We start from the raw sequence: 23,977 nt of genomic DNA, 5'->3' as shown, positions 1-23,977 counted from the left end.
TATTCAGTTATTTAAATGCAGGATTTCATGAAACAAAAAAAGCAATCAATCATAAGTTATATTCTTATAATTGATTGCTTATATCCAAAATCTATTTTTAAGATTTTACTTTTCTATTTCTCGTAAATTTTCTATTTTTTTATGTGCCAAGAAACCGGCAATATCTTCAAAATGTTCTTTTACGCGTTTATTTCCAAATTCGAAAACTTTGGTCGCCAATCCGTCGAGGAAATCCCTGTCGTGCGAAACCAGAATCAAAGTTCCGTCAAAATCACGTAAAGCATCTTTTATAATGTCTTTGGTTTTCATATCCAAGTGGTTCGAAGGCTCATCGAGAATCAATAAATTTACAGGTTCCAATAATAATTTTATCATTGCCAAACGTGTTTTTTCCCCACCCGAAAGCACTTTAACCTTCTTGGTAACATCATCTCCATGAAACATAAATGCTCCCAAAATATCCTTGATTTTTGTTCGGACATCCCCCACAGCTATGTCGTCAATGGTTTCAAAAATTGTTGCGTTTTCGTCCAATAAAGAGGCTTGATTTTGAGCAAAATAACCAATTTGGGCATTATGTCCTATTTCCAGACTTCCGCCATTGATTTCAATTTCTTTCATAATGGCTTTGATCATGGTCGATTTTCCTTCACCATTTTTCCCTACAAAAGCCACTTTTTCGCCGCGCTCGATAACCATATTGGCATTTTCAAAAACAATATGATTGCCATACGATTTTGATAAATCTTTGACAATTACCGGATATTGACCCGAACGTGCCGCTGGTGGAAATTTCAGTTTCAATGCCGAAGTATCCACTTCATCCACCTGAACGATAACCAACTTTTCTAACATCTTAACACGCGATTGAACGGCATCAGTTTTAGAAAATGTTCCCTTAAAACGATCTATAAAAGTTCTATTATCAGCAATCATTCGCTGCTGCTCGTCGTAGGCTTTTTGTTGATGTACTCTTCGGTCTTTTCGAAGTTCTAAATAATGAGAATATTTGGCTTTATAATCGTATATCCTTCCCATAGTAACTTCAATGGTACGATTGGTAATATTGTCGACAAAAGCTTTATCGTGCGAAATCACGACAACCGCTTTCGCGGCATTAATCAAGAAATCCTCTAACCATTGAATACTTTCAATATCCATATGATTGGTAGGCTCATCCAGCAAAATCAAGTCTGGTTTTTGCAAAAGGATTTTGGCTAATTCAATTCGCATTCTCCAACCACCTGAAAACTCAGAGGTTTGACGCGTAAAATCTTCACGTACAAAACCCAAACCAAGTAAAATCTTCTCTACCTCAGCTTCATAATTTACTTCTTCGATAGCGTAAAACTTCTCGCTTAAGTCGGAAACCCTTTCGATCAATTTCATATACGCATCACTTTCATAATCGGTACGAATCGTTAATTGCTCATTGATTTCGTCAATTTCGGATTTCATAGAAAAAATTTCTCCAAAGGCTTTCGAAGCTTCTTCGACAACAGTAGATCCGTCTTGAGCTAATAAATGCTGAGGCAAATAAGCAACAACAGCATCTTTTGGTGCCGAAATATTTCCTGTGGAAGGCTTGCTTTGCCCTGCAATAATCTTTAAAAGTGTTGATTTTCCTGCTCCATTTTTACCCATAAGGGCAATTTTATCATTTTCATTTATGGCAAAAGAAACATCGCTAAATAAAGTAGTTCCGCCAAAATGAACGGAAATATCGTTAACTGTAATCATTAATTTTTGTTTAAAGTTTAATGTTCAAAAGTTTGAAGTCGCAAAAAACCGAACATTTTTTGAAAGTGCAAAGATAGGTTAATTCAAAATAAACCGCCTAACCACTTCGGCAACTCCGTGATTATTATTTGAAGCCACAATGACATCGCCAAATTCTCTTAATTCAGCATCAACATTATCTACCCAAACACCCAATCCGGCATATTGCACCATCGTTAAATCATTACCTGCATTTCCTACGGCTATAATTTCGCTTTGATGAATATTCAATTTTTTAGCTAAAATCTGAATAGCAGCACCTTTGTCGACGCCATTTGGTGCGGCTTCAAGAAAAAAGGGTTTTGACATGCAAACACTCAAATCGGGCATTGCGGCTTTTAATACTGATTCAACACCTTTGAGAAAACTAGGCTCTTCCAATAAAAGACATTTTACCGCCGAAGTGGTTACTGCTTCTTTAAAATTTGGAACAATTATAAGCTCTAAACCTGTAATATCTCTTTCAATATCAATATATTCTGAATTACTTTCGCTAATGATTTTCCCATCTAAATACGTAATAATATGCGTGTTGTTTTGCTGACTAAAATCATACAGAGAATGAATTTGTTCTTTGGTCAGCTTTTGCTCAAAAATAATCTCATCTGCTTTTAGGTCAGTAATTGTAGAACCATTAAAAGAAATCATATAGGAATTGTTAATATCACATTGCAATTCTTTGGCATACGCTAACATTGCGGAAGTTGGTCTTCCTGAAGCTAAAACTACGTAAACACCCATCTCCTGTGCTTTCAAAAGCATAGTTGCATTCTCAATTGAAATTTCGTGATCATCTGTCAACAAGGTGTCGTCCATATCTACGACCAGCATTTTATATTTCATTCTATGTACTTTAATTTGTTTTTATTCTTCAGTCGGAGACTGAAAAACACATCCTCAAAGTCGAAGACTTTGCGGAGCATTGTTAAATACTCAATCTAAACTCCTCAATAACAGGATTGGCTTTTGAAAAGTCAGTTTCCTGAATAAATAATTCCACTGCTTTTGCATTTTCAATACTAGGCAAAACATTAGATTGATTATTGTTTCTAATTACGGTGGTTATGCCTATTTCTTCAATTTTTCCCTGCAAAGCCAAAGCCAAAATTTCACTTCCTGAAAACACTTTCATTAATCCCATTTTATCTTTATTTTTTTTAATTATTCTTCTGTTTCTTCTTCCTCTTCTATATCTTCCTCTTGCTCAAAATCGAATTCAAACGGTTCAACTAGCATTTTCTCAGCAAGAATTTCAATTCGCTCTGTAAATTCTTCCGAAAAAATAATGCGTTGAGTTTTGTTGATGCTATTCGAAATACGCATAATCCGGGTTTCGTGACGCAGTTTCAAAATTGGATCAGCATCATCTAGAATAAACATTTTCAATCGGTTTACATTGTAACCAGCAGTTGTAAACATTTCACTCAATTTAAAAGGAGTACCAATCAAAACATCGATTCCCGTCGAAATATAATTCTTATCATATTCCATATCGCCTTTGTCGTGCACGCCATACACTCTCAAATCGGTATATTTCCCAAACTTTTCGAAAAGGTCTTCCATTTCTAAAACCTTGGTTTTGTCTTCCACAATAATCAAAGCACGAGGCGATTCCTCTCCTTCTCCTTTTAATTGCTGGATAACATTCAGCACTATTGTGGTCGATTTTCCGCTTCCTTTTGGAGCAATAACGATACAATCGGCACCACTTTTCAGGGTCGAAAATGTTTCTTGCTGCATTTCATTAGCTTCGGTCAAACCGTTTTCGATGAGTGCTTGCTGAAGGTTTTCGTTTATTTTTTTTAGTTTCATCTTTTAAGATTGAAAGATTAAAAAATTTAATGATTGAAAGATTAAATACCTAAATCGGATCTTTAAATGTCTAAATTTTTTAATCTTTTTAATTAATTTTATTTGCTTGCAAACATCCTCACATCATTTTCGGAAATCTCGTTTCCGCCAAGGATGATCAAGCGTTCAACCACATTACGCAATTCGCGAATGTTTCCAGTCCAATCGTATTCCTGCAATAATTTAATAGCCTTTGGTGAAAAATGTTTTACTGTATTTCCTTGTTCGGAAGCAATTTTTTCGGCAAAATGCGAAATCAAAAGCGGAATATCGTCTCTTCTTTCGTTAAGCGAAGGAACATTGATCAGAATTACTGCTAATCGATGGTACAAATCCTCGCGGAAACGACCTTCGGCAATTTCTTTTTTCAAGTCTTTATTGGTGGCGGCAATCACGCGAACATCGACTTTAATGTCTTTGTCAGCACCTACTCTGGTAATTATATTTTCCTGTAAAGCACGCAAAACTTTGGCTTGGGCCGAAAGACTCATATCGCCAATTTCATCCAAGAAAATAGTTCCTTTATCGGCCGCTTCAAATTTTCCAGCTCGATCTTTCACCGCAGATGTGAAAGCCCCTTTCACGTGGCCAAACAATTCGCTTTCTATCAATTCACTGGGAATGGCGGCACAATTTACTTCGATCAACGGAAAATTTACTCTTTGACTTTTTTCGTGTAATTGATGGGCAACCAACTCTTTTCCGGTTCCGTTTGGTCCTGTAATTAAAACTCTGGCTTCGGTTTGGGCGACTTTATCAATCATCAGTTTGATGTGATTGATAGGTTCGCTTTCGCCAATCATTTCGTAATTCTTGCTAACTTTTTTCTTTAGAATTTTATTTTCGACCACAAGTTGTTTTTTGTCCAACGCATTGCGAACGGTATTCAATAATCGATTCAAATCCGGTGGTTTTGAGATATAATCAAAAGCACCCAAACGCATCGTTTGGATAGCAGTTTCCATATCGCCATGACCGGAAATCATCACCATTGGAATTTCAGGCTTAATTTTTTTTACCGCTTCAAGCACTTCGACACCGTCCATTTTGGGCATTTTGATATCACACAAAACAAGATCGTAGTCGTTATTTTTTATTTTTTGGAGTCCGGCAAGACCATCTTCGGCATCTTCAACCTGATACGTGTCATTCTCTTCGGAAAGTATTTTAGTAAGTACTCTTCGAATAGCGGCTTCGTCTTCTATGATTAGTATTTTTGACATCTTTTTTTATTTTACCGCAAAGTTTGCAAAGTTTTTCACAAAGTTCACAAGTTTATTTATAACAGGATTCCCTGAGCCCCGATAGCAGTGGAAATCCCAGGCTTTTGGGCGTGGATTGTAACGCATAGCGGGAAATGGCTCCAAATTAATTTAATATTTTAACCATTTATATAATTCTTTCCACGTAGGTTTTTTGCCATACATCAATATTCCCACTCGGTATATTTTTGCGGCAAACCAAACTACGAAAAAGAAGGTTCCGAAAAGCAAAGCTATCGAAATTGCGAGTTGCCACCAAGGCACACCAAACGGGATTCGCATCAGCATAACAATAGGTGATGTGAGCGGAATCATTGAAAATACTGTGGCAATTGTTCCGTGAGGATCGTTGATGACAGTAAAAAAACCGATGTAAACGGCTAAAATTAATGGCATTATTATAGGCAAAAGAAACTGTTGCGAATCGGTTTCATTATCTACTGCAGCTCCTATTGACGCATAGAATGAACTATATAAAAAGTAACCTCCTATGAAATATATAACAAAACTTATAAGGATGGTGGCGATAGGCAATCCCCATAATTCCTTGATGTACATTTGTGCGGTTCCGGTAAATTCCTGATGGGCGTTTTGTATTATAGTGGGAGGAAGTTTCGCCACTGGACTGGCATCGATACCTAAAAATGCGGAAGCGGCAATCATTAAGGTCAATCCGATGATGGCCCAAATAAAGAATTGCAGCAATCCTGCCAATGAAGTTCCGATGATTTTTCCCATCATCAATTGGAATGGTTTTACTGAGGAAATGATGATTTCGACAATGCGATTTGTTTTTTCTTCGATAACGCTGCGCATCACCATATTGCCGTAAATAATGATAAACATCATAATGAGATAACCAAATGCGCCTCCAATGGCAATCTTGATTTCGTTGAGTCCTTTTAAACTTTCTTCTCCGGATGCTTTGGCTAAACTTATATTAACCTTGGCTTCGGCATTTTTTATGGCCAATGTGTCTAATTTGGCTTTTTCAAAATTGTCTTTGGTGAGCTTTTTTGCAATTATATCTTGAACATTTTCAATAAATGAAATGCTTGGACTTTCGTTCGAAATGAATTGGATTTTATTTTCTAAATCCTTGTCGTTGGTCACTTTTGGAATATAAAGCAAGCCCTCGTAACTCTCTTTTGTGATACTGTCTTTCAGTGATTTTATATCAATCGAGGACAAATCCTGATAGACATATTCGCCATCCTTGCTATTCAATGCTTTAAATTCATTAGCGAATAAACCCGTTTCATCGTGAATGGCAACCTTTTTAGTATCGGCTTTCATAGAGCTTAGATAGCCAACAAAAACCGCTATTCCCACAAAAAGCAACGGGCTTAAAAAAGTCATTACGATGAATGATTTATTGCGGACTTTGGCAATAAATTCTCTTTTTATTATTAATGATATGATGCTCATCTTAGATCTTGGTTTTTAGGTTTTGGGTTTCCAAAAAAAATTACTTTTCACTAACTGCCTGAATAAAAATATCGGTCACACTTGGAATTTTCTCCATAAAATGGGTTACTTGTCCCCTTTGAGTCAGGATGTGCAATAATTCATTTGGCGTTGCATTACCAAGTTGAATTTCGAGTTTTATTTCGTTGTTGAGTGATTTGAAATTCGTTTGACCCACTTTGAATTTTTGCGTGATGTCATACATTAAACCTTCAACATTATCCGATAAGATACCAACTTCAAAACTATTGGTTCTGAATTTTCGTTTCACATCGTCTAATCTTCCTTCGATGAGTTTGTTCGATTTGTGAATTAAGGCTATATGGTCACACAATTCTTCAACGCTTTCCATCCTATGTGTGGAAAAAATTATAGTAGAACCTTGATTTCTCAATTCCAGAATTTCGTCTTTGATAACATTAGCATTTACGGGATCAAAACCGGAAAATGGTTCGTCAAAAATCAATAATTTTGGTTTGTGCAAAACGCAAACCACAAATTGCACTTTTTGCGCCATTCCTTTAGAAAGTTCTTGGATTTTTCTGTTCCACCAACCTTGAATCCCCAGTCTTTCAAACCAATATTCGAGTTGTTTTTTGGCTTCTGCTTTTGAAAGACCTTTCATTTGTGCCAAATACAGACATTGCTCACCCACTTTCATAGTTTTATACAAACCACGCTCTTCAGGCAAATATCCTATTTGTTGAATATGTTTTGGACTTAGTTTTTCACCATCGAGTATAATTTCGCCACTGTCTGGCATTGTAATTTGATTGATTATACGGATTAGTGATGTTTTTCCGGCACCATTTGGACCTAAAAGCCCATAAATACTACCTTTGGGAACGGTAAGAGAAACTTCATTAAGGGCAACATAATCACCATACTTCTTGACAACATTTTTTACTTCAAGTATATTACTCATACTGACTTTTTGATTTATTTCATCTTTTTAACCTTTCGGTCAAGGGTTTGTAAAAATAGAAAAATAGGGCGTAATAAGGTGTTAAATAAAATAAAAAAACCCACCCCTGTTTTCACAAGGATGGGAAAAATTCAACTAATTAAAAATTAGGAGAACATATCTTTAACTTTTTCAAAAAAGGATTTATCGCTTTTTTCAGGATTTGGAATAAAATTCTCGTCTGTCAGATTTTTTTCAAAAAACTGTTTTTGTTCTTTGTTGAGAGTTTTTGGAGTCCAGACATTCACGTGAACCAATAAATCTCCTGTTCCGTATCCGTTGATGCTTGGGATTCCTTTTCCTTTTAATCTCAGGATTTTTCCGGACTGAATTCCTTCTTCCAATTTTATTCTCACTTTTCCGTTGATGGCTTCAATATCTTTTGAAATACCAAGAACTGCTTCGGAGTAGCTGATGTACAAATCAAAATGTAAATTTTCGCCTTCTCGTTTGAGAAATTCATGCTCAATTTCTTCAATAGCTACGATTAGATCCCCGGGAATACTGTTTCCGGGTGCATCATTTCCTTTATTGGAAACTTTCAACTGCATTCCGTCAACTACTCCTGCGGGAATTTTTATGGTTACGGTTTCGTCTTCCAAAATCATTCCTTGAGAGTCCGCTTCCGAAGGTTTTTTGTCTAATATTTGACCTGAACCTCCACAAGTTGGACAGGTTGAAGCCGATTGCATTCGTCCCAAAATAGTGTTAGTCACGCGCATTACTTGTCCTTGACCATTACAGGTAGAACAGGTTTTATAAGAAACTCCTGGAGCTTGAACTTTGCGTTTTACTTTTACTTTTTTCTCAACTCCGTTAGCTATTTCTTCAAGAGTTAGTTTTACTTTGATACGAAGGTTGCTTCCTTTTACACGACGGGAACCTCCGCCTCCGCCGCCAAAACCTCCGCCTCCGCCAAAAGCACTTCCGAAAATATCCCCAAACTGGCTGAAAATATCATCCATATTCATGTGACCGCCACCGCCATAACCACCACCGCCGTTGTCAAAGGCTTGATGACCGTATTGATCATATTTGGTTTTTTTATTAGGATCACTAAGCACTTCATACGCTTCGGCAGCTAATTTGAATTTTTCTTCCGCAGCAGCATTCCCTGGATTTTTGTCAGGATGAAACTCTAGTGCTTTTTTTCTGTACGCTTTTTTTATTTCGCCAGCATCGGCATTTTTGGCAATACCAAGTATTTCGTAAAAATCTTTTTTCATTTCTTAATTTAGGATTTAGCCCTTCGACTAGCTCAGGGTGACGATTGGGATTTAGGAATTAATTTCCAATTACAACCTTTGGAAAACGAATAATTTTATCTCCTAATTTGTATCCTCTTTCTATTACATCAACAATTTTTCCTTTCATTTTAGCTGATGCAGCTGGAATTTGGGTAATTGCTTCGGCAAAATCAGCATTAAAAACATCCCCTGCTTTTATTTCGACTTCTTCTAAACCTTTAGAAACTAAAGTGCTTTTTAATTTTTCCTGAATGAGTTCTACACCCTGAATTAAGATGTTATCATCTGTTTTTTTTATTTCAGTTAATGCTCTGTCAAAATCATCCAAAACAGGAAGCATAGCAAGCAACACTTCTTGATTTGCTGTTTTAAACAACTCGATACGTTCTTTTGCAGTTCTTCGTTTGTAGTTTTCAAATTCGGCAAATAATCGCAGGAATTTATCTTTTTCGGAGGCTAAATCTTGTGTTAATTGTTCTTCTTTAGATATTTCCTCTACTCTTTCTTCGATTGAAGCATCCAAGGTATCGGAATCAATTTCATTGTTTTCAATTGGAGTTGGATCAACAATTTCGTTGTTTAGCGTGTTTTCAGTCGTCATTCTTGTGTTATTTTTAAAAAAATTCTTAAACTTCATTTTTATTCTGTTCTATTGATTGCAAAAGTACTGCCAAATCTTTTAAAATGTCAAATTGTCACTATTAATTATTAAGATTTGATCTCGAAACTTTAGGATGAGTTTTGTAATTAAAAAAACTGTCTTTTTATCGGATTGAAATTTTAATATAATTTTAAGACTATCACGATTTAGTTTGTATAAATTTGTGAAAATTATGTTCTATAATAGATTTTAAAAAACGAACTAAAAGGTTAGCTCTGGGCTTTAAATTATTATTAATTCACTATGTACTATATTTAAAAAAAGCTTCGTTTAATAAACGAAGCTTTTTTTGTTGGATTTATAAATAGAAAATTAACCCAATTTTGTTCTGACACTCCATTCAAAATCCATTTCGGATACTTGTTCTCCTTTTTCGTTAGTTCCAATTGATTTCATCCAAAATGTTTGTCCTTCCTTAGTGGATATCGCTTCTTGAATGGCTTGTTCTGCCAAATGACCATCATTGCATACGAAAGTAATTTTTCCGGTAGCTTTTTTAGTGAAATTCCCTTTATTATTAGCAACTAACATCGAAATATTTTTACCGCTTATTTGAATATAATTCATAACCAAAGCTCCTGTCGATAGTTCCGCAGCCATAGCTTGAACAGCAAAATAAATGGAGTTAAACGGATTCTGGTTAATCCAACGATGTTTCACAGTTACCTCGCATTTAGAATCATCAATATGTTTTACCCTGACTCCACATATAAATGCCGATGGCAATTTAAAAAAAAGAAATTTATTGAGTTTAGATACTGAAATTTTCATTTTAAATGATTAAGTTTATGTAAAAATAATAAATAATACCCATAAAATTTATGGAACAACTTAATTTTATTAAAACACACATAATAACTGTATTATAAGAAGTTAGCGTAAAAAAGTGAAAAACATATTAAATAAAAATGTTAATGTTTTGTTAATATTTACTACTATGCGATACAAGATACTGTCTTTTGGACATATATTTGCATAAGAAATTACTATATACTTTTACACTATGGAAACAACGAACGAGAAAAACCTGGCCACATTTACACATTTGAGCACATTGAGTCAATACTGCATTCCGTTTGGGAATTATATTTTTCCAATATTGATTTGGAGTACCAATAAAGATAAATCGGAATTTGTGGATTATCACGGTAAGCAAGTACTTAACTTTCAATTGAGTATATTATTGTACTCCTTAGTACTGGCAATGATTGCTATTCCTATTTTCATAATTACAATTTTTAGCAATATCCCTTTAAACGCAATAATGAATGACCATGAATTTGTGGCGAATCATCTTAGTGTAGAAAATATAACCGGAATTGTAATAGTTGCAATAATCGCCATTTTCATATTTGTTGGCCTGAAAGTTGCGGAATTCTTCTTAATCATTTATGCTTCGGTAAAAGCATCTAATGGAGAAAAATACAAGTATCCGCTGACGATACCGTTTATTAAATAATCATCATCAATTAATCAAAAAATGAACAGTTTAATTAAATCAAAAAAACAAAAAGAGAATCATGAACATTGAAAACACAAAAGCCCAAATGCGCAAAGGTGTTCTTGAGTTTTGCATCTTGTCAGTATTAAAAGACAAAGAAGCATACACTTCAGAAATACTGGACACTTTGAAAAACGCAAAATTATTGGTTGTGGAGGGAACGGTTTATCCGCTGCTCACCCGATTGAAAAATGACGGATTACTCAACTACCGTTGGGAAGAATCGTTATCTGGTCCACCAAGAAAATATTATGGACTAACCGAAATTGGACAAACATTTTTAAACGAATTAAATGGCACCTGGACTGAATTGTCTGATGCTGTAAACCTAATCACCAAACAAAAACTATAGTCATGAACAAAACTGTAAACATAAATCTAGGCGGAATGTTCTTCCATATTGACGAAGATGCATACCAAAAATTAACACGCTATTTTGACGCCATAAAACGTTCTCTTTCCAACTCATCAGGGCAAGACGAAATCATAAAAGATATTGAAATGCGTGTTTCGGAATTGTTGAATGAAAAGCAAAAAACGGACAATCACGTTGTTGCGATGAAAGATGTTGATGAAGTAATTGCTGTAATGGGTCAACCAGAAGATTACAGAATTGATGAAGAAGGAACCGAAAATAGTTTGCCTAATTATTCTTCTTCTTCTAAAACCCGAAAACTGTACCGTGACACTGAAAACGGAATGGTTGGTGGTGTACTTGCTGGTTTGGGTCATTATTTTGGAATTGATAAAGTGTGGCTTCGAGTATTTCTTTTGATAATGATTTTTGCTTGGGGAACTGGTTTCTTGGCTTATATTATTCTTTGGATAGTGATGCCGGAGGCAAAAACAACAGCCGAAAAACTGGAAATGACAGGTGAACCTGTAACTATTTCGAATATCGAAAAAAAAGTCCGTGAAGAATTTGAAACGGTTTCCGAGAAATTCAAAAATGCCAATTATGACGAAATGGGAAACCGTGTAAAAACCGGTGCTGAAAAAATAGGAAGTTCTTTTGGGAATTTTATAATAGCAGTTTTGAGAGCGTTCTCTAAATTCCTGGGGGTGATTTTGATTATTACCGGACTGTTTGTATTGGCTGCTTTGTTCATCGGTGTATTTACTTTAGGATCTTCTTCTGTAATTGATGTGCCTTGGCAAGGTTTTATTGAGGCTGGAAATTTCACGGATTATCCGGTTTGGACCTTTGGATTAATTATGTTTTTTGCTATAGGAATTCCATTCTTTTTCTTGTCTTTATTGGGCTTTAAATTATTGTCGCCTAACTTGAAATCAATAGGAAATATTGCGAAATCTACGTTATTAGCGGTTTGGCTTATAGCTATTTCCTTGGCAATAGCCATTGGATTAAAACAAGCATCGGCTTTTGCGATTGATGGAAGAGTTGTAGTGAAAGAAAACTTCAACTTGAATCCAACAGATACACTTTTGATCAAATTCAAACACAATGATTATTTTGCAAAGAATATTGATGACAATGACAATTTTAAAATCACGATAGATTCAACAGGAAATGATGTCATTTATTCGAACAATGTGAGTTTCAGAATTGCGCAAAGCGATACTAAATCAGCTTACATTCAAATCGAAAAGGAAGCGAAAGGAAAAACTCTGTTCGAAGCCAAACAAAGAGCAGAGAAAATAAAATACGCTTATAAAATTATTGGTAATCAATTGGTTTTTGATAATTATTTATTGACCGATTTAAAAGAAAAATTCCGTGATCAAGAAATTGAAATAACTTTATTCTTACCTTTAGGCACTTTATTGAAAATGGATGACTCGGTAAGGCGATATGACGAAACGAATAGCGATTATTTTTATTGGCATCCTAATGAAAATGAAATTTTTAAAGTAGAGACTGATAAAATAAAATGCCAAAATTGTCTAAATGAAGACAACAAAAATGAACTTAACGATGTTGACAGTACTCAAGAAAAAGACAGCGTTGTTACAACAACAGTCACCGTAAACGGAGAAGTAGTAACAGTTAATAAAACGGGTACTAAAAAAGGTTTATCAGTAGACAAAGACGGAGTAATAATCAAAACGAATTAGCCATGATTAAAATCATCACGATAATAACTAAATTTATTGTTGCAACTCTAATTGCATTGCTATTTTCATCCTGCAATCCTTCATTCCCTTTTGGCAATGGAATTAAAGGAAGTGGAAATATTACAACCGAAACAAGAGCTGTGAATGAAGATTTCAAAAGCATTGAAGTGAGTCAGGGAATTAAAGTGAATGTAGAACAATCAGACACTAAATCTATAACTGTCGAAGCCGATGATAATTTGCAAAAACACATTATTACCAAAATAGAAAATGGCGTTTTGATAATTGAATCCGATAAAAACTACAATTCAACCGAAACACCGGTTGTAAATGTAAAAATGCCTGTTATAAATGGCTTGAGTGCCAGCAGTGGTTCTGAAATCGAAAGTTCTAATGCATTAATAACAGAAAATATCAATATAAAATCCAGTAGCGGAAGTCAAATAAATATTGATGTGGAAGCCGATGCTATTTCTTTGGAAAGCACAAGTGGAAGCAGTATTGAAGCAGGTGGAAAAGCATTAAAATTAGAAACTTCTTCGTCTAGCGGAAGTGAAATTAATGCCGAAAATTTAATGGCAAACGAAGTGATTTCGCAAACCTCAAGCGGAAGCAGCACTTCAGTTTATCCAATTGTGAAACTGGATGCAAAAGCTTCAAGCGGAAGTTCCATAAATTATCATAAAAGCCCAAAAACAATCTCAAAAGAGGAATCATCAGGAGGAAGCGTCGACGAAAAATAAGAAACGCTTTTTGCCAAAAAATCATAAAAATCATTCATCAAAAGTGGATGGTTTTTTTATATTTGTAATATTCAAAATTCAATCAAAAATGAAAAATTATTCTATTGTATTGCTTGTCCTATTCTTTTCCACATCAGCCTTGGCACAAAAAAATGAAAAAATAAAAGGCTCTAAAATAGTGACGATAGAACAAAAGAAAATTGGCGTTTTTGACTCACTTGAAGTAAGCGACAATATTGAAATTTATTTGGATAAAGGCGAAAAAAGTGAATTAAAAATTGAAGCTGATGATAATCTTCACGATATCATCAACATCGATTTAAGTTCCAATACACTAAGAATAAACACTTCAAAAAAAGCAATAAACTACAAAAAATTAATTGTAAGAGTTACGTATACAAATGAATTGAAAATGGTAACCTCAAAAAATGAAGCCATCATAAATGCGATTCAGGAAATTGAATTGAACAAAATTACTTTTAAAGCTTTCGGTGATTCTAAGCTTAATTTAAATGTGAATTCAAAAGATTTTACCTTGCTGACAGACAACGATTCAAAAACGGAACTCAATTTAAAATCGGAGAAAGCAACAATCGAATTGAGTAAAAATTCTACATTGAAAGCCTTAATTGCTTCAGCTGAATTAAATTGTGACTTATACCAAAAATCAAAAGCAAAACTGGAAGGAGACGTTACCAATGCGCTTATTCGTCTGGATAACAATGCCGAATTTACAGGAAATAATCTTATCATAAAAACCGCAGAATTAATAGCTGAAGGTTATTCGAATTGTAGTATCAATGCAAATACAAACCTTAGTATTGAAGCATCCGGAAATTCAGATATTAAAATTTATGGGGAGCAAAAAGTCGAAATCAAACGATTTATGGATAATGCAACTTTGAGCAAGAAACCAACAAAATAATGACAAACAAAAAAGTCCTAACTTAAAAAAATTCGGACTTTTTTATGCGATACATTATCCTTTCAGGATTATTCTTTTGAAGCCAAATATCTTTCGGCATCCAAGGCAGCCATACAACCCGTACCAGCGGCAGTAATAGCCTGACGATAAACGTGATCCGCAGCATCACCGGCTACAAAAACACCATTAACATTCGTTTTTGAGGTTCCTGGAACATTGATAATATAACCCGTTTCATCTAAATTCAAATAATCTTTAAAAATTTCCGTATTGGGTTTGTGCCCAATGGCTGCAAAGAAACCAGTGGCTGGAATATCAAAAATATCTCCAGTTGTTTTGTTTTTAGCCTTTACACCCGTAACTACTTGACCATCTCCCAAAACCTCAACAGTATCATGGTTCATTAAAATCGTGATATTTTCGGTTTTGCGAACACGGGCTTCCATAATTTTTGAAGCTCTGAATTTTTCGCTGCGCACCAGCATCGTAACTTTCGAACACATTTTTGACAAATAATGGGCTTCTTCACAAGCAGAATCTCCCGCTCCTACAATTACCACTTCTTGATTTCTGTAGAAAAATCCATCACAAACAGCACAGGCAGAAACGCCGCCACCCATTTTTAAATAATGTTGTTCTGATGGCAATCCTAAATATTTAGCCGATGCCCCTGTAGATATAATTACAGTTTCACAATGCAATTCGATGCTGTCATTAATCCATACTTTGTGTACCTCACCGCTAAAATCAACCTTAGTAGCCCAACCGTCTCTGATATCAGAACCAAAACGTTGTGCTTGGGCTTGTAATTGCACCATCATTTCTGGGCCGGAAATTCCATCGACATATCCAGGAAAATTTTCTACTTCATTAGTAGTTGTCAGTTGGCCTCCAGGTTGCATTCCTTGGTATAAAACAGGATTCATACTTGCTCTTGCAGCATAAATAGCAGCAGTATAACCTGCGGGACCAGAACCTATAATAAGGCATTTAATTTTTTCGATTGTAGTAGACATAGAAAGTTTCTTATATATTTTAAACGGTACAAAAATAAGTCAAAATTGGCGGATTATTGAACTTAAATATTCAATTTTTCTAATTACAGCTAACTTTTGATTTTGCGAAATTTAACCTCTTCATTCAGAAAATCGATTAGCCGAAAATGACAGATACAAGAACGCTTAATTTTTTTCTTATAAATCACACAACCATGTTTTTGCAAATACAGTAAAATAGATTAATAGTTACTTTATCCCTTAAAAAGTATAAAAAAAAATATCGGGTTTTTAAATTCCCGATATTATTTATGTGTGTTTAGAAAATCTCATTCTATATTATAAAAACTGGAAATTATTTTTTTCCGTGTCCGTGTCCGCCATTTCCATGACCTTCATTTCCGTGACCTTCATTTCCTCTTCCTCTATTATTACCATTATTCCCGTGATTTTCATAGTTTCCACCATTTCCGTGATTTTCACCTCTATGACCTATTGATTCTTGCGGTCTGCTATATCCTTTGTAATATTTTACTCTATCATATCTGTAATTAGAATAAGGTCTTGAACCGTGGTAATCATTCAAGACGACTTTATAGCCTCTGTCTAAATCATAGTTCCTATATTGTCTTGGTAAATATCTTGATCGAATCCAGGTCCCTCCACTGATATAAATAAACTGAGAAGCCTGTATATCATAATAAGCTTGAATATCTGGAAGATAATAATAGTTTACTGAAGAATAGCCTACTGGCCCCCAAGAAGGTTGCAATCCTAAATTGACACTTATTGAAACTTGTGAGTGCATCGAACTCGATGCGAAAAACATCATTATTCCTAGGGTAATTAATTTTAAAGTTTTCATTTTTTTTGTATTTTATATTAAATCATTTCAATATTTTTTATAAAAGTCAAGAATTGTTCCAAAAACATAGTTTTAACAATTAATTGACTTTTCGTTTTTTTAATTAATTACAAAAGAAGAATTAATAGAAGGATGATGATGATAATGGCACCAACTGATAGATAAACTCCGTTATTTGATGATCTTAAAGTAGCATTGATTGCACGTACTTCTTTACGAAGTGCTTTTTTTTCTGAAAAATTCATCGAAGACTTATCCATTGCTTTTATTTCCTCCAGACGATTATACATTACTGTTACTTCTGCTGGAATTTCTTTTGTATTTGCAGTAATAGCTGTTGGATTTTTTTCTGCAGCATTAATTGTCGAAGGGAAAATACTTAATGACAATACCATTATCATTAAATAAAGAGGTAATTTTTTCATGTTTTTTAGTTTTAATTATTTATAGTGTAAAGATGCAAAATATATAAACTTGATATGTTACACATTTATTGTTGAGATTTGTATAATTCACTGATTGATAAAACGTTTCTCTTTGCTGTTTTTGACAAACGTAATATCTAGTCTCCAATTATTTTTATTTAATTCCTCTTTGGTTTTACCCAATTGCATTTAAATTTTTTCAATTATTTCTTCTTTTTTGCCATCTTCAAATAGCAAATCATTCTCAGTCAAAGCAGCAAATTTTTGTTTCAGTATACTCTTTTGTACTTCGCAGCTACCATTCAAATTTGTAGTGTCCATTTTTAATTATATTATGTTTAGAATACTTTTTCTTAACAATACAAAGATGCAAATAACTGAATTACATTGTTTTATATGATTTTAAATAAAAATTACAAAATTCACACTTTTAGACAATATCAAAAAAATTTTTTTTTTGTCGAAAAGGTGAATCTTGGGTTTTATTTGAAAATTGAAACCATCAACGAGATTGAATAGCTTATTGTCAAAAAGTTTTTTAAAATCTGTAACGAACTGCTAATGCTAAATCTGATCCATAATTATTATCTACGTAAGAATTTGAAGCAAAATACAATTCAGGACGTACATCCAATGAAACTTGTATTGGAAAATCAAAATTATATTCAATTCCCAAATCACCGGCTGCAAAAGCAAAAGCACCGCTGTCAGTTACTCCATGATTATCATTGTATTTCCAGCTTCCAACACCACCACCAATTCCGGCATACCAATTAAAACCACCGTCAATATTCCAAACCCATTGGTATAAACCAGCTAGTTTCAAATCATTTTCATTGTTATTGCTTCTCAACCCCAAATCCAATTCTAATCTATTCATTTGCGATAGTCTTGCCTGATAAGAAACTTCTGTTCCAAATCCGTCATTATCTCCCAATCGTAAACCAAGTGCGTTTTTCGAAATGTCTTGTGCCTGTGCGCTAATTACTAAACCAAATAGCATAGCAGCCAATAAAATATTTTTTTTCATGATTATAAATTTTTAAGTTTTTTTTTAAGTTTTAAAGTTGAAATATTATAGTTGTCCAATAATTTTGAATAATTCCTCTTTGGTTTTACCTAGTTTCGTTTGAAGTTTCCCTAGCATTTCCTCTTTTTTGCCTTTTACAAATAGCAAATCATTATCAGTTAAAGCGGCAAATTTTTGTTTTAGTTTACCCTTTTGCTGTTCCCAATCCCCCTTTAGTTCTGTGGTGTTCATCGTATTTAATTTAGATGTAAATTCATTTTCACAACGATACAAAGGTGGTTTCTTTACAGCCTTAAAATGTTATATAATTTTAAGAAGAAGTTATAATATTCACACATTTTAGAAGAAATTCGACAATAACGCTGCATTGGATTTACAGAAATTACAGATCGAATTTAACCTTGTGAATAAAATTAATTTTAAGTATTTCCTTCCTCAAGTTCCCTGACTTGTTCAGCCAGTTCAGCATACTCTTTAGAAAGTTCCGTTATTTCTCGTTCTGTTTTTTCTTCAGCATTTATAACTGAATTATTGGCTGGTTCGTGCGAGGAAACCAGTTCATTAACTTTTAAATGCAAAGAGCCTGAAAATCGGTTGAATGATTTTTGAATGATAAACAAACTCAAAAATGTTGTTCCAAAAATGATGTCCCCAATTATTTGATGAACATCCCGAGTGGTAAACAGATTATTGGTCCACCAGAATAACACTAGACAAAAAGCCAGAATAAAAGTGATGGAGTTACCAAGAATGGAGGTGACCGAAGAAACGAGTCTTTCAAAAATTTTCTCGGTGGAGCTGTATATCTTTTGTATTTTTCTCATTTTATTTCGATATCATAATGTGATTTTCTGGATGTCATTTTATTAGTTTTTCTGATAGGCCCGATTATCAAAAAAAAATATTTTCCTGAGCTTTTAAAGAACATCCGCGAACTTTATCGTAATAATCCTCTTCTATTTGATTTTACGCTTGCATAATACGGAATCACTGAATCTTTGCGGGTAACTTCAAGACTTTCTAAATCAATATTCAGTGTTTGATTTTTTGTAATAGCATTCTGCGGTTAGGTTGATGCCATAAGGATTGTTATGTCTTCCATTTCTTTTTATTTTTTGCCATGAATGAATTTTCAGGACATTACAAATATGACCGGATTTAGGAAAGAAAGGCTTACATAATTTTTAGAATAAGTTACATCATTCACACATTTTACAATAAGAAAAAAAGAGTTCTGATTTGGTATTAAAAATCAGATGCTATCATAAAAATGGTGCAATCTTCTATAAAAATTGCACATTAGTAGGGAAGAAAACAGATTAAACAATGAGGTAGAATAAGACCGGAATGATTACATTCTGTCCATATACCAGCTTAATTCTTTTTCCATTTTTTTGTAGCTGAAAATAGTTGTGATGATTTTTTGCAAACGCATAAAAGCGGTTTCGCTTTTGACCACATAATCAAAAGCTCTGTGGTGCATACACTTAATTGCCACATCAATCTTGTCCTGCGAAGACAACATTATAACTGGAATATCCGGATTAACAGCCTTTATTTCATCCAAGGTTTCCAGTCCATTCATTGCTGTTTTATCAATCCCATCAAGATGATAATCCAATACAATTATATCCGGATTATGGGATAGATTTTTCAAGCAAAGTTCTCCTGTAGGATACGTTTCAATTATAAAATCGGCATGTTCCAGAAATTCTATTTCTAATGATTTTAGATAGAAGGCATCGTCATCAACCAGGAAAATTTTAATTTTGTTTTCGTTTTTCACGATAAGTTGTTTTTAATTATGTTGAATTCTATTTCTAATTCCTCGCAGGCCTGCTCACAAATAGCCTCTAATTTGATGGCCATTTCATTTACGTCTTCATTGAGCTCTTGTCCATCAGCAGATTCCTCTATTTTTCTTGCCATATTTTCATAATCCGGGCTAAACCCCATAATAGAAAACGAAGGGATTATTTTATGCATCGAGGAGCGTAACAAGGTATAATCTTTATCGAGTAAACTTTGTTTCATCGCACTGATTAATGGAGGCGTTTGTATCAGATAAAGCGAGATCATTTCCATCATTAATTTGGGTTTTGATTTGGTTCGCTGGTTTAAATAGTCCAGATCGATACATTTTATTTTTGGAATGGCTTTGTCGGTCATTACTTTAGGTCTATTGTCCTTTAAAGCGACAGGTTTTTTAACCAACCCAATTATTTTACTGTACAACAATCGTTCATCAACTGGTTTTGCTATATAATCATTCATACCCACGGCTTTACATTTTGCTAAATCAACAGTGGTTACGTCAGCAGTTAAAGCGATAATTGGGATTTTTGAATTTAAGGTATTCCGGATGTATTCTGTGGCTTCAAACCCATTCATTACGGGCATCTGCAAGTCCATCAATATAATATCAAAAGATTTGGTTTTTAGTTTATCGATGGCTATTTGTCCGTTATCAGCGATGTCACGTTCAAATCCAAAATCATCCAATACTGTTTTCATCAACAATTGATTCAACGCCATATCTTCGACTACCAATACTTTGATATCTTTATTTACAGCATCTAATTCCAATATTGCTGCATCAGTTTCAGTAACAGCATTCGTCTTTGGAAAATCCAATATAAAACTAAAGGTAGAGCCCTCATCCTCTTTGCTTTTTACGGTAATCGTTCCTCCTTGTGGCTCTACTAATTGTTTAACAATGGCAAGGCCTAATCCTGTTCCTCCATACAATCTCGAAGTGCCGCTGGAAGCTTGCTGAAAGTTTTCGAAAATGCTGTCTATTTTATTTTCCGGGATTCCGATTCCAGTATCCGAAACAGCAAATTCAATGGTTACTTTCTCATCATTTTGATTCAACAGGCGGACACTTACTGTAATTTTTCCTTTGGTTGTAAATTTCACGGCATTACTCACCAGATTCAAAATGATTTGGTGCAAACGAACAGAATCCCCAAGCAATACCTCGGGAATAGAGTTGTCATATTGGGTAACCAACTGCAGGTTTTTCTCCTGAATTTTAGTTTCAAAAACATGAAGCATTGCTTTAATAGATTGATGCATTTTAAAAGGTACTTGCTCAAAAACCATTTTCCCGGCATCTACTTTTGCCAAATCAAGGATGTCATTGATGAGCACGATTAAAGCATCACCGCTCATTTTTATGGCCGATAAATATTCTTTTTGTTTGGTCGATAAATCTGTTTTCAAAACCACTTTTGTAAATCCAATAATGGCATTCATCGGTGTGCGGATTTCGTGGCTCATATTCGATAAAAATTGTTGTTTTGCTTTTACGGCATTTTCGGCAATTTTTGTGGCGCTTTCTGCTTTAGTTTGTGCTTGTTCTGCAATTTCTGTTGCCAGTTCGGCAAAAACCTTTGCTTCTATCAACTCATTTTCAATTCTTTTTTGTTCTGTAACATCACGGGCTACAATTACTACGCCCATTACATTTTCATTTTCGTCTTTATAAATAGAACCATTGAATAAAACATCGGTCAGCTGGCCTTCTTTATGACGAAGTGTAAGTGGTGAATCAGCGACAGAACCTTTGGCAAATACTTCCTGATACACTCCGCGAGCCATTTGTGGTTCTGTAAAATAGTCAAAAAAGTCTGATCCAATTAGTTCTTTTCGCGTCATTCCGGTAATATTAACCGTTGCTTCATTCATATCAGTAATCTTTCCTTCTATATTGATGGTCACTAGTGGATCAAGACTGGCCTCGATAAGACTGAGAGAATACTGGGAAGCTAATTTAGCCGAATAACTGAGTGCTTCAAGCTCCTTGTTTTCTATTTCCCGTTTCTCTTTTTCAATGTTTTGAAAATCAAGCTCTTTATCCGCAATAACTAACTCTGCTGCACGTTTTTTCTTCTCTTCGCTTTGAAATTGAAGTTCTTTGTTCGCAATAATTAATTCATTGGCGCGATTTTCTTTCTCATTGTTTTGAAATGCCAATTCTTTGTTGGCAATGGCTAACTCTGCAGCACGATTTTCTTTTTCGAGATTTTGAAATGCTAATTCTTTGTTGGCAATAACCAGCTCTGCCGCACGTTTTTCTTTTTCTTCATTTTGAAATGCCAATTCTTTATTGGCAATGATTAAATCTGCTGCACGTTTTTCTTTAACCTTGTTTTGATACTCGAGTTCTTCGTTAGCAATGACTAATTCTGCTGCACGATTTTCTTTTTCGAGATTTTGAAATGCTAATTCTTCATTGGCAATTATTAATTCTGCAGCCCGACTCTCTTTTTCTTCATATTGGCATGCTAATTCTTCATTGGCAACACTTAATTCATTGGCTCTTTTTTCCTTCTCTCCGTTTTGAAAGGCCAGTTCATTGTTAGCAATACTCAACTCATTAGCACGTTTTTCCTTCTCTTCGTTTTGAAAAGCTAGTTCTTGGTTGGCAATTCGCAAATCTAATGCCCATTTTTGCTCAGCAATATCTCTGGCAACTATAACAGCTCCAAGGATATTTCCATTTTCATCTTTATAAACGGAACCATTAAACAAAACATCGGTAAGTTTACCTTCTTTATGACGAAGTGTAAGGGGAGAATCAGCAACAGAACCTTTGGCAAATACTTCCTGATAAACTTCCCTTGCCATTTGTGGTGCTGTGAAATAATCAAAAAAATCAGATCCGATAAGTTTTTTTCGTTCAAGACCTGTAATGTTTACCAATGCCTGATTCATATCCATAATCTTTCCTTCGATGCTGATGGTAACTAATGGATCGAGACTAGCTTCAATAAGACTTAGTGAATAATGAGACGCCAATTTAAGGTCAGCAGCATGGCTTTCTAATTCATTGTTTTTTTCTTTTTGACTTCTAATGATAAGAAATCCAAGAATAAAAATAGTTGCAAGAAAAATAAGCAGTAAAATAAAGATTAATTCAGAAAAATGATAGTCTTTTTCGTTTTCAATTTTTCGCCCTTTAAGCAGTTTGGATTCTTTATCGGTTATAGAGCTTTTTGCTGATCTAATTTTGTCCGTAATAATTTTTCCCTCGCTAATTATTCCTGTTTTTTCAGAATTACTCAATAAACTAGGATTCTTGACAGAAAGATATTTTTCTGTAAAATCGAGCCGGTCAACAACCTTTTTTTTCAACAAAAAGACATTGTTTTGCTGATCAGGATTATCTTGGGTTAGGACTTCCAGTGTATCTAAATTAGCTTTTACATTAGTTTTAGATACATTATAAGGTTCTAAAAAAACTTTATTTCCAGATAATAAATATCCTCTAAAACCGGTTTCAATATTAAGCACATCCAACAAGACCTCATTACTCTTGCCAATGACTTCCTCAGTGTGTAATAATTTTTTGCTTGAAGCTATTTCTTTTTGACTGTTTGCATAGAAAATTACCAAAACTGTAATCAATACAATAGAGGATACAATATAAAAAAGTTGCGATTTTTTTTCTAATATGAATTTCATAATGCTTTTGTAAAAGTAAATTTTTGTCAATTATCTAATTCTGTTTTAGAATTAAATATCCTCAATAGGACTTCGCCTTTTATCTTTCAATTGTTTAAAGTGAGAAGGTGAAAGTCCCGTAACCTTCTTGAACTGGCTCGATAAATGTGCCACACTGCTATAACCCATTTTCCAAGCAATTTCGGTGATATTGTGATCTCCATATATAATTAATTCTTTGATACGCTCAATTTTATGGGAAATTATGAATTGCTCAATGGTGGTTCCTTGCACCTCTGAAAATAAATTGTACAAATAGGTATAATCGTGATTCATTTTTTCACTCAAATAATCCGAAAAGTTTATTTTTATAATTTCATTCGAATGATGCACCATTCCAACGATAACATTTTTGATTTTTTCAATCAGCATCGCTCTCTTATCATCCATCAATTCAAGACCGGAATGAAGCAAATTAGCTTTTAATAAATTTCGTTTCTCCATAGAAATATTTTCCATTATCTCAACTTCGCCTAAATCAACAACGATATAATGGAGTCCAAGATTTTTAAGCTCTTCTTTTACTGCTATTTTACAACGGTTACTGACCATGTATTTTATATCACTATCGACCGACAAAACTAAGATTTAGGCAATAAATTCCTTTTAACCCTAGTAAATGCTAGGATTATTTTGTAAAATAAAAAACCTACCTCCCTATATTTCAGAAGAATTGCA

The 23,977-nt window shown here is 34.2% G+C and carries 25 protein-coding genes; 5 read left to right on the top strand and 20 right to left on the bottom strand.

Annotation, left to right across the window (positions count from 1 at the left end; all coding sequences use genetic code 11):
* Positions 1–105 precede the first annotated feature (105 nt).
* From IR213_RS08565 to IR213_RS08520, 10 genes are all read right to left on the bottom strand, one after another.
* Positions 106–1,740 carry an ABC-F family ATP-binding cassette domain-containing protein gene (locus IR213_RS08565; RefSeq protein ID WP_194311894.1) on the bottom strand — a complete coding sequence of 545 codons (1,635 nt, stop codon included), beginning with the start codon at positions 1,738–1,740 and terminating at the stop codon, positions 106–108.
* A 78-nt stretch (positions 1,741–1,818) separates the two neighbouring features.
* Positions 1,819–2,622 (bottom strand): Cof-type HAD-IIB family hydrolase, encoded by an 804-nt coding sequence (locus IR213_RS08560; RefSeq protein WP_194311893.1) that lies wholly within the window; start codon positions 2,620–2,622, stop codon positions 1,819–1,821.
* Between the two features lie 82 nt (positions 2,623–2,704).
* The gene (locus tag IR213_RS08555; protein WP_194311892.1) at positions 2,705–2,920 is read right to left on the bottom strand and encodes a putative signal transducing protein; all 216 of its coding nucleotides are present in this window, start codon (positions 2,918–2,920) and stop codon (positions 2,705–2,707) included.
* Between the two features lie 20 nt (positions 2,921–2,940).
* Positions 2,941–3,591, bottom strand: coding sequence for a DEAD/DEAH box helicase (locus IR213_RS08550; RefSeq protein ID WP_194311891.1), 651 nt, complete (start codon positions 3,589–3,591; stop codon positions 2,941–2,943).
* 98 nt (positions 3,592–3,689) lie between these two features.
* Positions 3,690–4,853: a sigma-54-dependent transcriptional regulator gene (locus IR213_RS08545; RefSeq protein WP_194311890.1), complete on the bottom strand. Its 1,164-nt coding sequence runs from the start codon at positions 4,851–4,853 to the stop codon at positions 3,690–3,692.
* Between the two features lie 150 nt (positions 4,854–5,003).
* Positions 5,004–6,320, bottom strand: coding sequence for an ABC transporter permease (locus IR213_RS08540; RefSeq protein ID WP_194311889.1), 1,317 nt, complete (start codon positions 6,318–6,320; stop codon positions 5,004–5,006).
* 40 nt (positions 6,321–6,360) lie between these two features.
* The gene (locus tag IR213_RS08535) at positions 6,361–7,284 is read right to left on the bottom strand and encodes an ABC transporter ATP-binding protein (protein WP_194311888.1); all 924 of its coding nucleotides are present in this window, start codon (positions 7,282–7,284) and stop codon (positions 6,361–6,363) included.
* Between the two features lie 146 nt (positions 7,285–7,430).
* Positions 7,431–8,549, bottom strand: coding sequence for a molecular chaperone DnaJ (gene dnaJ, locus IR213_RS08530; RefSeq protein ID WP_194311887.1), 1,119 nt, complete (start codon positions 8,547–8,549; stop codon positions 7,431–7,433).
* A gap of 58 nt (positions 8,550–8,607) precedes the next feature.
* Positions 8,608–9,171 (bottom strand): nucleotide exchange factor GrpE, encoded by a 564-nt coding sequence (locus IR213_RS08525; protein WP_394354910.1) that lies wholly within the window; start codon positions 9,169–9,171, stop codon positions 8,608–8,610.
* Between the two features lie 372 nt (positions 9,172–9,543).
* Positions 9,544–10,002, bottom strand: coding sequence for a DUF4442 domain-containing protein (locus IR213_RS08520; protein ID WP_194311885.1), 459 nt, complete (start codon positions 10,000–10,002; stop codon positions 9,544–9,546).
* 232 nt (positions 10,003–10,234) lie between these two features.
* Between IR213_RS08520 and IR213_RS08515 the strand changes: the two genes are divergently transcribed.
* The 5 genes from IR213_RS08515 to IR213_RS08495 all read left to right on the top strand — a co-directional run bounded on the left by IR213_RS08515 (position 10,235) and on the right by IR213_RS08495 (position 14,476).
* Positions 10,235–10,690 carry a DUF4870 domain-containing protein gene (locus IR213_RS08515; RefSeq protein WP_194311884.1) on the top strand — a complete coding sequence of 152 codons (456 nt, stop codon included), beginning with the start codon at positions 10,235–10,237 and terminating at the stop codon, positions 10,688–10,690.
* Between the two features lie 61 nt (positions 10,691–10,751).
* Positions 10,752–11,084: a PadR family transcriptional regulator gene (locus tag IR213_RS08510; protein WP_194311883.1), complete on the top strand. Its 333-nt coding sequence runs from the start codon at positions 10,752–10,754 to the stop codon at positions 11,082–11,084.
* A gap of 2 nt (positions 11,085–11,086) precedes the next feature.
* Positions 11,087–12,808, top strand: a complete 1,722-nt coding sequence (locus tag IR213_RS08505; RefSeq protein WP_194311882.1) for a PspC domain-containing protein — start codon at positions 11,087–11,089, stop codon at positions 12,806–12,808.
* Between the two features lie 2 nt (positions 12,809–12,810).
* Positions 12,811–13,551, top strand: a complete 741-nt coding sequence (locus IR213_RS08500) for a head GIN domain-containing protein (protein ID WP_194311881.1) — start codon at positions 12,811–12,813, stop codon at positions 13,549–13,551.
* Positions 13,552–13,639: 88 nt separating this feature from the next.
* The gene (locus tag IR213_RS08495) at positions 13,640–14,476 is read left to right on the top strand and encodes a GIN domain-containing protein (RefSeq protein WP_194311880.1); all 837 of its coding nucleotides are present in this window, start codon (positions 13,640–13,642) and stop codon (positions 14,474–14,476) included.
* A 68-nt stretch (positions 14,477–14,544) separates the two neighbouring features.
* Here IR213_RS08495 and trxB read toward each other — a convergent pair whose 3' ends face one another.
* The 10 genes from trxB to IR213_RS08445 form a co-directional block, all read right to left on the bottom strand.
* Positions 14,545–15,492: a thioredoxin-disulfide reductase gene (gene trxB / locus IR213_RS08490; RefSeq protein ID WP_194311879.1), complete on the bottom strand. Its 948-nt coding sequence runs from the start codon at positions 15,490–15,492 to the stop codon at positions 14,545–14,547.
* A gap of 334 nt (positions 15,493–15,826) precedes the next feature.
* On the bottom strand, positions 15,827–16,336 hold the full coding sequence (locus IR213_RS08485; RefSeq protein ID WP_194311878.1) for a hypothetical protein: 510 nt from the start codon (positions 16,334–16,336) through the stop codon (positions 15,827–15,829).
* Positions 16,337–16,443: 107 nt separating this feature from the next.
* Entirely contained in the window at positions 16,444–16,761 is a 318-nt protein-coding gene (locus tag IR213_RS08480) for a hypothetical protein (RefSeq protein ID WP_194311877.1), read from the bottom strand.
* A gap of 189 nt (positions 16,762–16,950) precedes the next feature.
* Complete coding sequence (locus IR213_RS08475) at positions 16,951–17,082, bottom strand: general stress protein CsbD (protein ID WP_194311876.1); 132 nt, start codon at positions 17,080–17,082, stop codon at positions 16,951–16,953.
* 217 nt (positions 17,083–17,299) lie between these two features.
* Positions 17,300–17,791, bottom strand: a complete 492-nt coding sequence (locus IR213_RS08470) for a hypothetical protein (protein ID WP_194311875.1) — start codon at positions 17,789–17,791, stop codon at positions 17,300–17,302.
* Positions 17,792–17,836: 45 nt separating this feature from the next.
* Complete coding sequence (locus tag IR213_RS08465) at positions 17,837–18,022, bottom strand: CsbD family protein (RefSeq protein WP_194311874.1); 186 nt, start codon at positions 18,020–18,022, stop codon at positions 17,837–17,839.
* 188 nt (positions 18,023–18,210) lie between these two features.
* Positions 18,211–18,615 (bottom strand): low affinity iron permease family protein, encoded by a 405-nt coding sequence (locus IR213_RS08460; protein ID WP_194311873.1) that lies wholly within the window; start codon positions 18,613–18,615, stop codon positions 18,211–18,213.
* Positions 18,616–19,142: 527 nt separating this feature from the next.
* On the bottom strand, positions 19,143–19,577 hold the full coding sequence (locus IR213_RS08455; protein WP_194311872.1) for a response regulator: 435 nt from the start codon (positions 19,575–19,577) through the stop codon (positions 19,143–19,145).
* Positions 19,574–23,260 (bottom strand): ATP-binding protein, encoded by a 3,687-nt coding sequence (locus tag IR213_RS08450; RefSeq protein WP_194311871.1) that lies wholly within the window; start codon positions 23,258–23,260, stop codon positions 19,574–19,576. Before IR213_RS08450 ends, IR213_RS08455 begins: the two co-directional genes overlap by 4 nt.
* Positions 23,261–23,311: 51 nt before the next feature.
* Positions 23,312–23,851 (bottom strand): helix-turn-helix domain-containing protein, encoded by a 540-nt coding sequence (locus tag IR213_RS08445; protein WP_194311945.1) that lies wholly within the window; start codon positions 23,849–23,851, stop codon positions 23,312–23,314.
* Positions 23,852–23,977 lie beyond the last annotated feature (126 nt).

Source organism: Flavobacterium soyangense, from assembly GCF_015277675.1.
GTDB lineage: Bacteria > Bacteroidota > Bacteroidia > Flavobacteriales > Flavobacteriaceae > Flavobacterium > Flavobacterium soyangense.
This window is presented reverse-complemented; position numbering and strand designations above follow the sequence as displayed.

Bases quoted from the DNA above. Each gene is read 5' to 3' on its own strand.
- IR213_RS08565 (WP_194311894.1), bottom strand. From the start codon at position 1,740: ATGATTACAGTTAACGATATTTCCGTTCATTTTGGCGGAACTACTTTA.
- IR213_RS08560 (WP_194311893.1), bottom strand. From the start codon at position 2,622: ATGAAATATAAAATGCTGGTCGTAGATATGGACGACACCTTGTTGACA.
- IR213_RS08555 (WP_194311892.1), bottom strand. From the start codon at position 2,920: ATGGGATTAATGAAAGTGTTTTCAGGAAGTGAAATTTTGGCTTTGGCT.
- IR213_RS08550 (WP_194311891.1), bottom strand. From the start codon at position 3,591: ATGAAACTAAAAAAAATAAACGAAAACCTTCAGCAAGCACTCATCGAA.
- IR213_RS08545 (WP_194311890.1), bottom strand. From the start codon at position 4,853: ATGTCAAAAATACTAATCATAGAAGACGAAGCCGCTATTCGAAGAGTA.
- IR213_RS08540 (WP_194311889.1), bottom strand. From the start codon at position 6,320: ATGAGCATCATATCATTAATAATAAAAAGAGAATTTATTGCCAAAGTC.
- IR213_RS08535 (WP_194311888.1), bottom strand. From the start codon at position 7,284: ATGAGTAATATACTTGAAGTAAAAAATGTTGTCAAGAAGTATGGTGAT.
- dnaJ (WP_194311887.1), bottom strand. From the start codon at position 8,549: ATGAAAAAAGATTTTTACGAAATACTTGGTATTGCCAAAAATGCCGAT.
- IR213_RS08525 (WP_394354910.1), bottom strand. From the start codon at position 9,171: ATGACGACTGAAAACACGCTAAACAACGAAATTGTTGATCCAACTCCA.
- IR213_RS08520 (WP_194311885.1), bottom strand. From the start codon at position 10,002: ATGAAAATTTCAGTATCTAAACTCAATAAATTTCTTTTTTTTAAATTG.
- IR213_RS08515 (WP_194311884.1), top strand. From the start codon at position 10,235: ATGGAAACAACGAACGAGAAAAACCTGGCCACATTTACACATTTGAGC.
- IR213_RS08510 (WP_194311883.1), top strand. From the start codon at position 10,752: ATGAACATTGAAAACACAAAAGCCCAAATGCGCAAAGGTGTTCTTGAG.
- IR213_RS08505 (WP_194311882.1), top strand. From the start codon at position 11,087: ATGAACAAAACTGTAAACATAAATCTAGGCGGAATGTTCTTCCATATT.
- IR213_RS08500 (WP_194311881.1), top strand. From the start codon at position 12,811: ATGATTAAAATCATCACGATAATAACTAAATTTATTGTTGCAACTCTA.
- IR213_RS08495 (WP_194311880.1), top strand. From the start codon at position 13,640: ATGAAAAATTATTCTATTGTATTGCTTGTCCTATTCTTTTCCACATCA.
- trxB (WP_194311879.1), bottom strand. From the start codon at position 15,492: ATGTCTACTACAATCGAAAAAATTAAATGCCTTATTATAGGTTCTGGT.
- IR213_RS08485 (WP_194311878.1), bottom strand. From the start codon at position 16,336: ATGAAAACTTTAAAATTAATTACCCTAGGAATAATGATGTTTTTCGCA.
- IR213_RS08480 (WP_194311877.1), bottom strand. From the start codon at position 16,761: ATGAAAAAATTACCTCTTTATTTAATGATAATGGTATTGTCATTAAGT.
- IR213_RS08475 (WP_194311876.1), bottom strand. From the start codon at position 17,082: ATGGACACTACAAATTTGAATGGTAGCTGCGAAGTACAAAAGAGTATA.
- IR213_RS08470 (WP_194311875.1), bottom strand. From the start codon at position 17,791: ATGAAAAAAAATATTTTATTGGCTGCTATGCTATTTGGTTTAGTAATT.
- IR213_RS08465 (WP_194311874.1), bottom strand. From the start codon at position 18,022: ATGAACACCACAGAACTAAAGGGGGATTGGGAACAGCAAAAGGGTAAA.
- IR213_RS08460 (WP_194311873.1), bottom strand. From the start codon at position 18,615: ATGAGAAAAATACAAAAGATATACAGCTCCACCGAGAAAATTTTTGAA.
- IR213_RS08450 (WP_194311871.1), bottom strand. From the start codon at position 23,260: ATGAAATTCATATTAGAAAAAAAATCGCAACTTTTTTATATTGTATCC.
- IR213_RS08445 (WP_194311945.1), bottom strand. From the start codon at position 23,851: ATGGTCAGTAACCGTTGTAAAATAGCAGTAAAAGAAGAGCTTAAAAAT.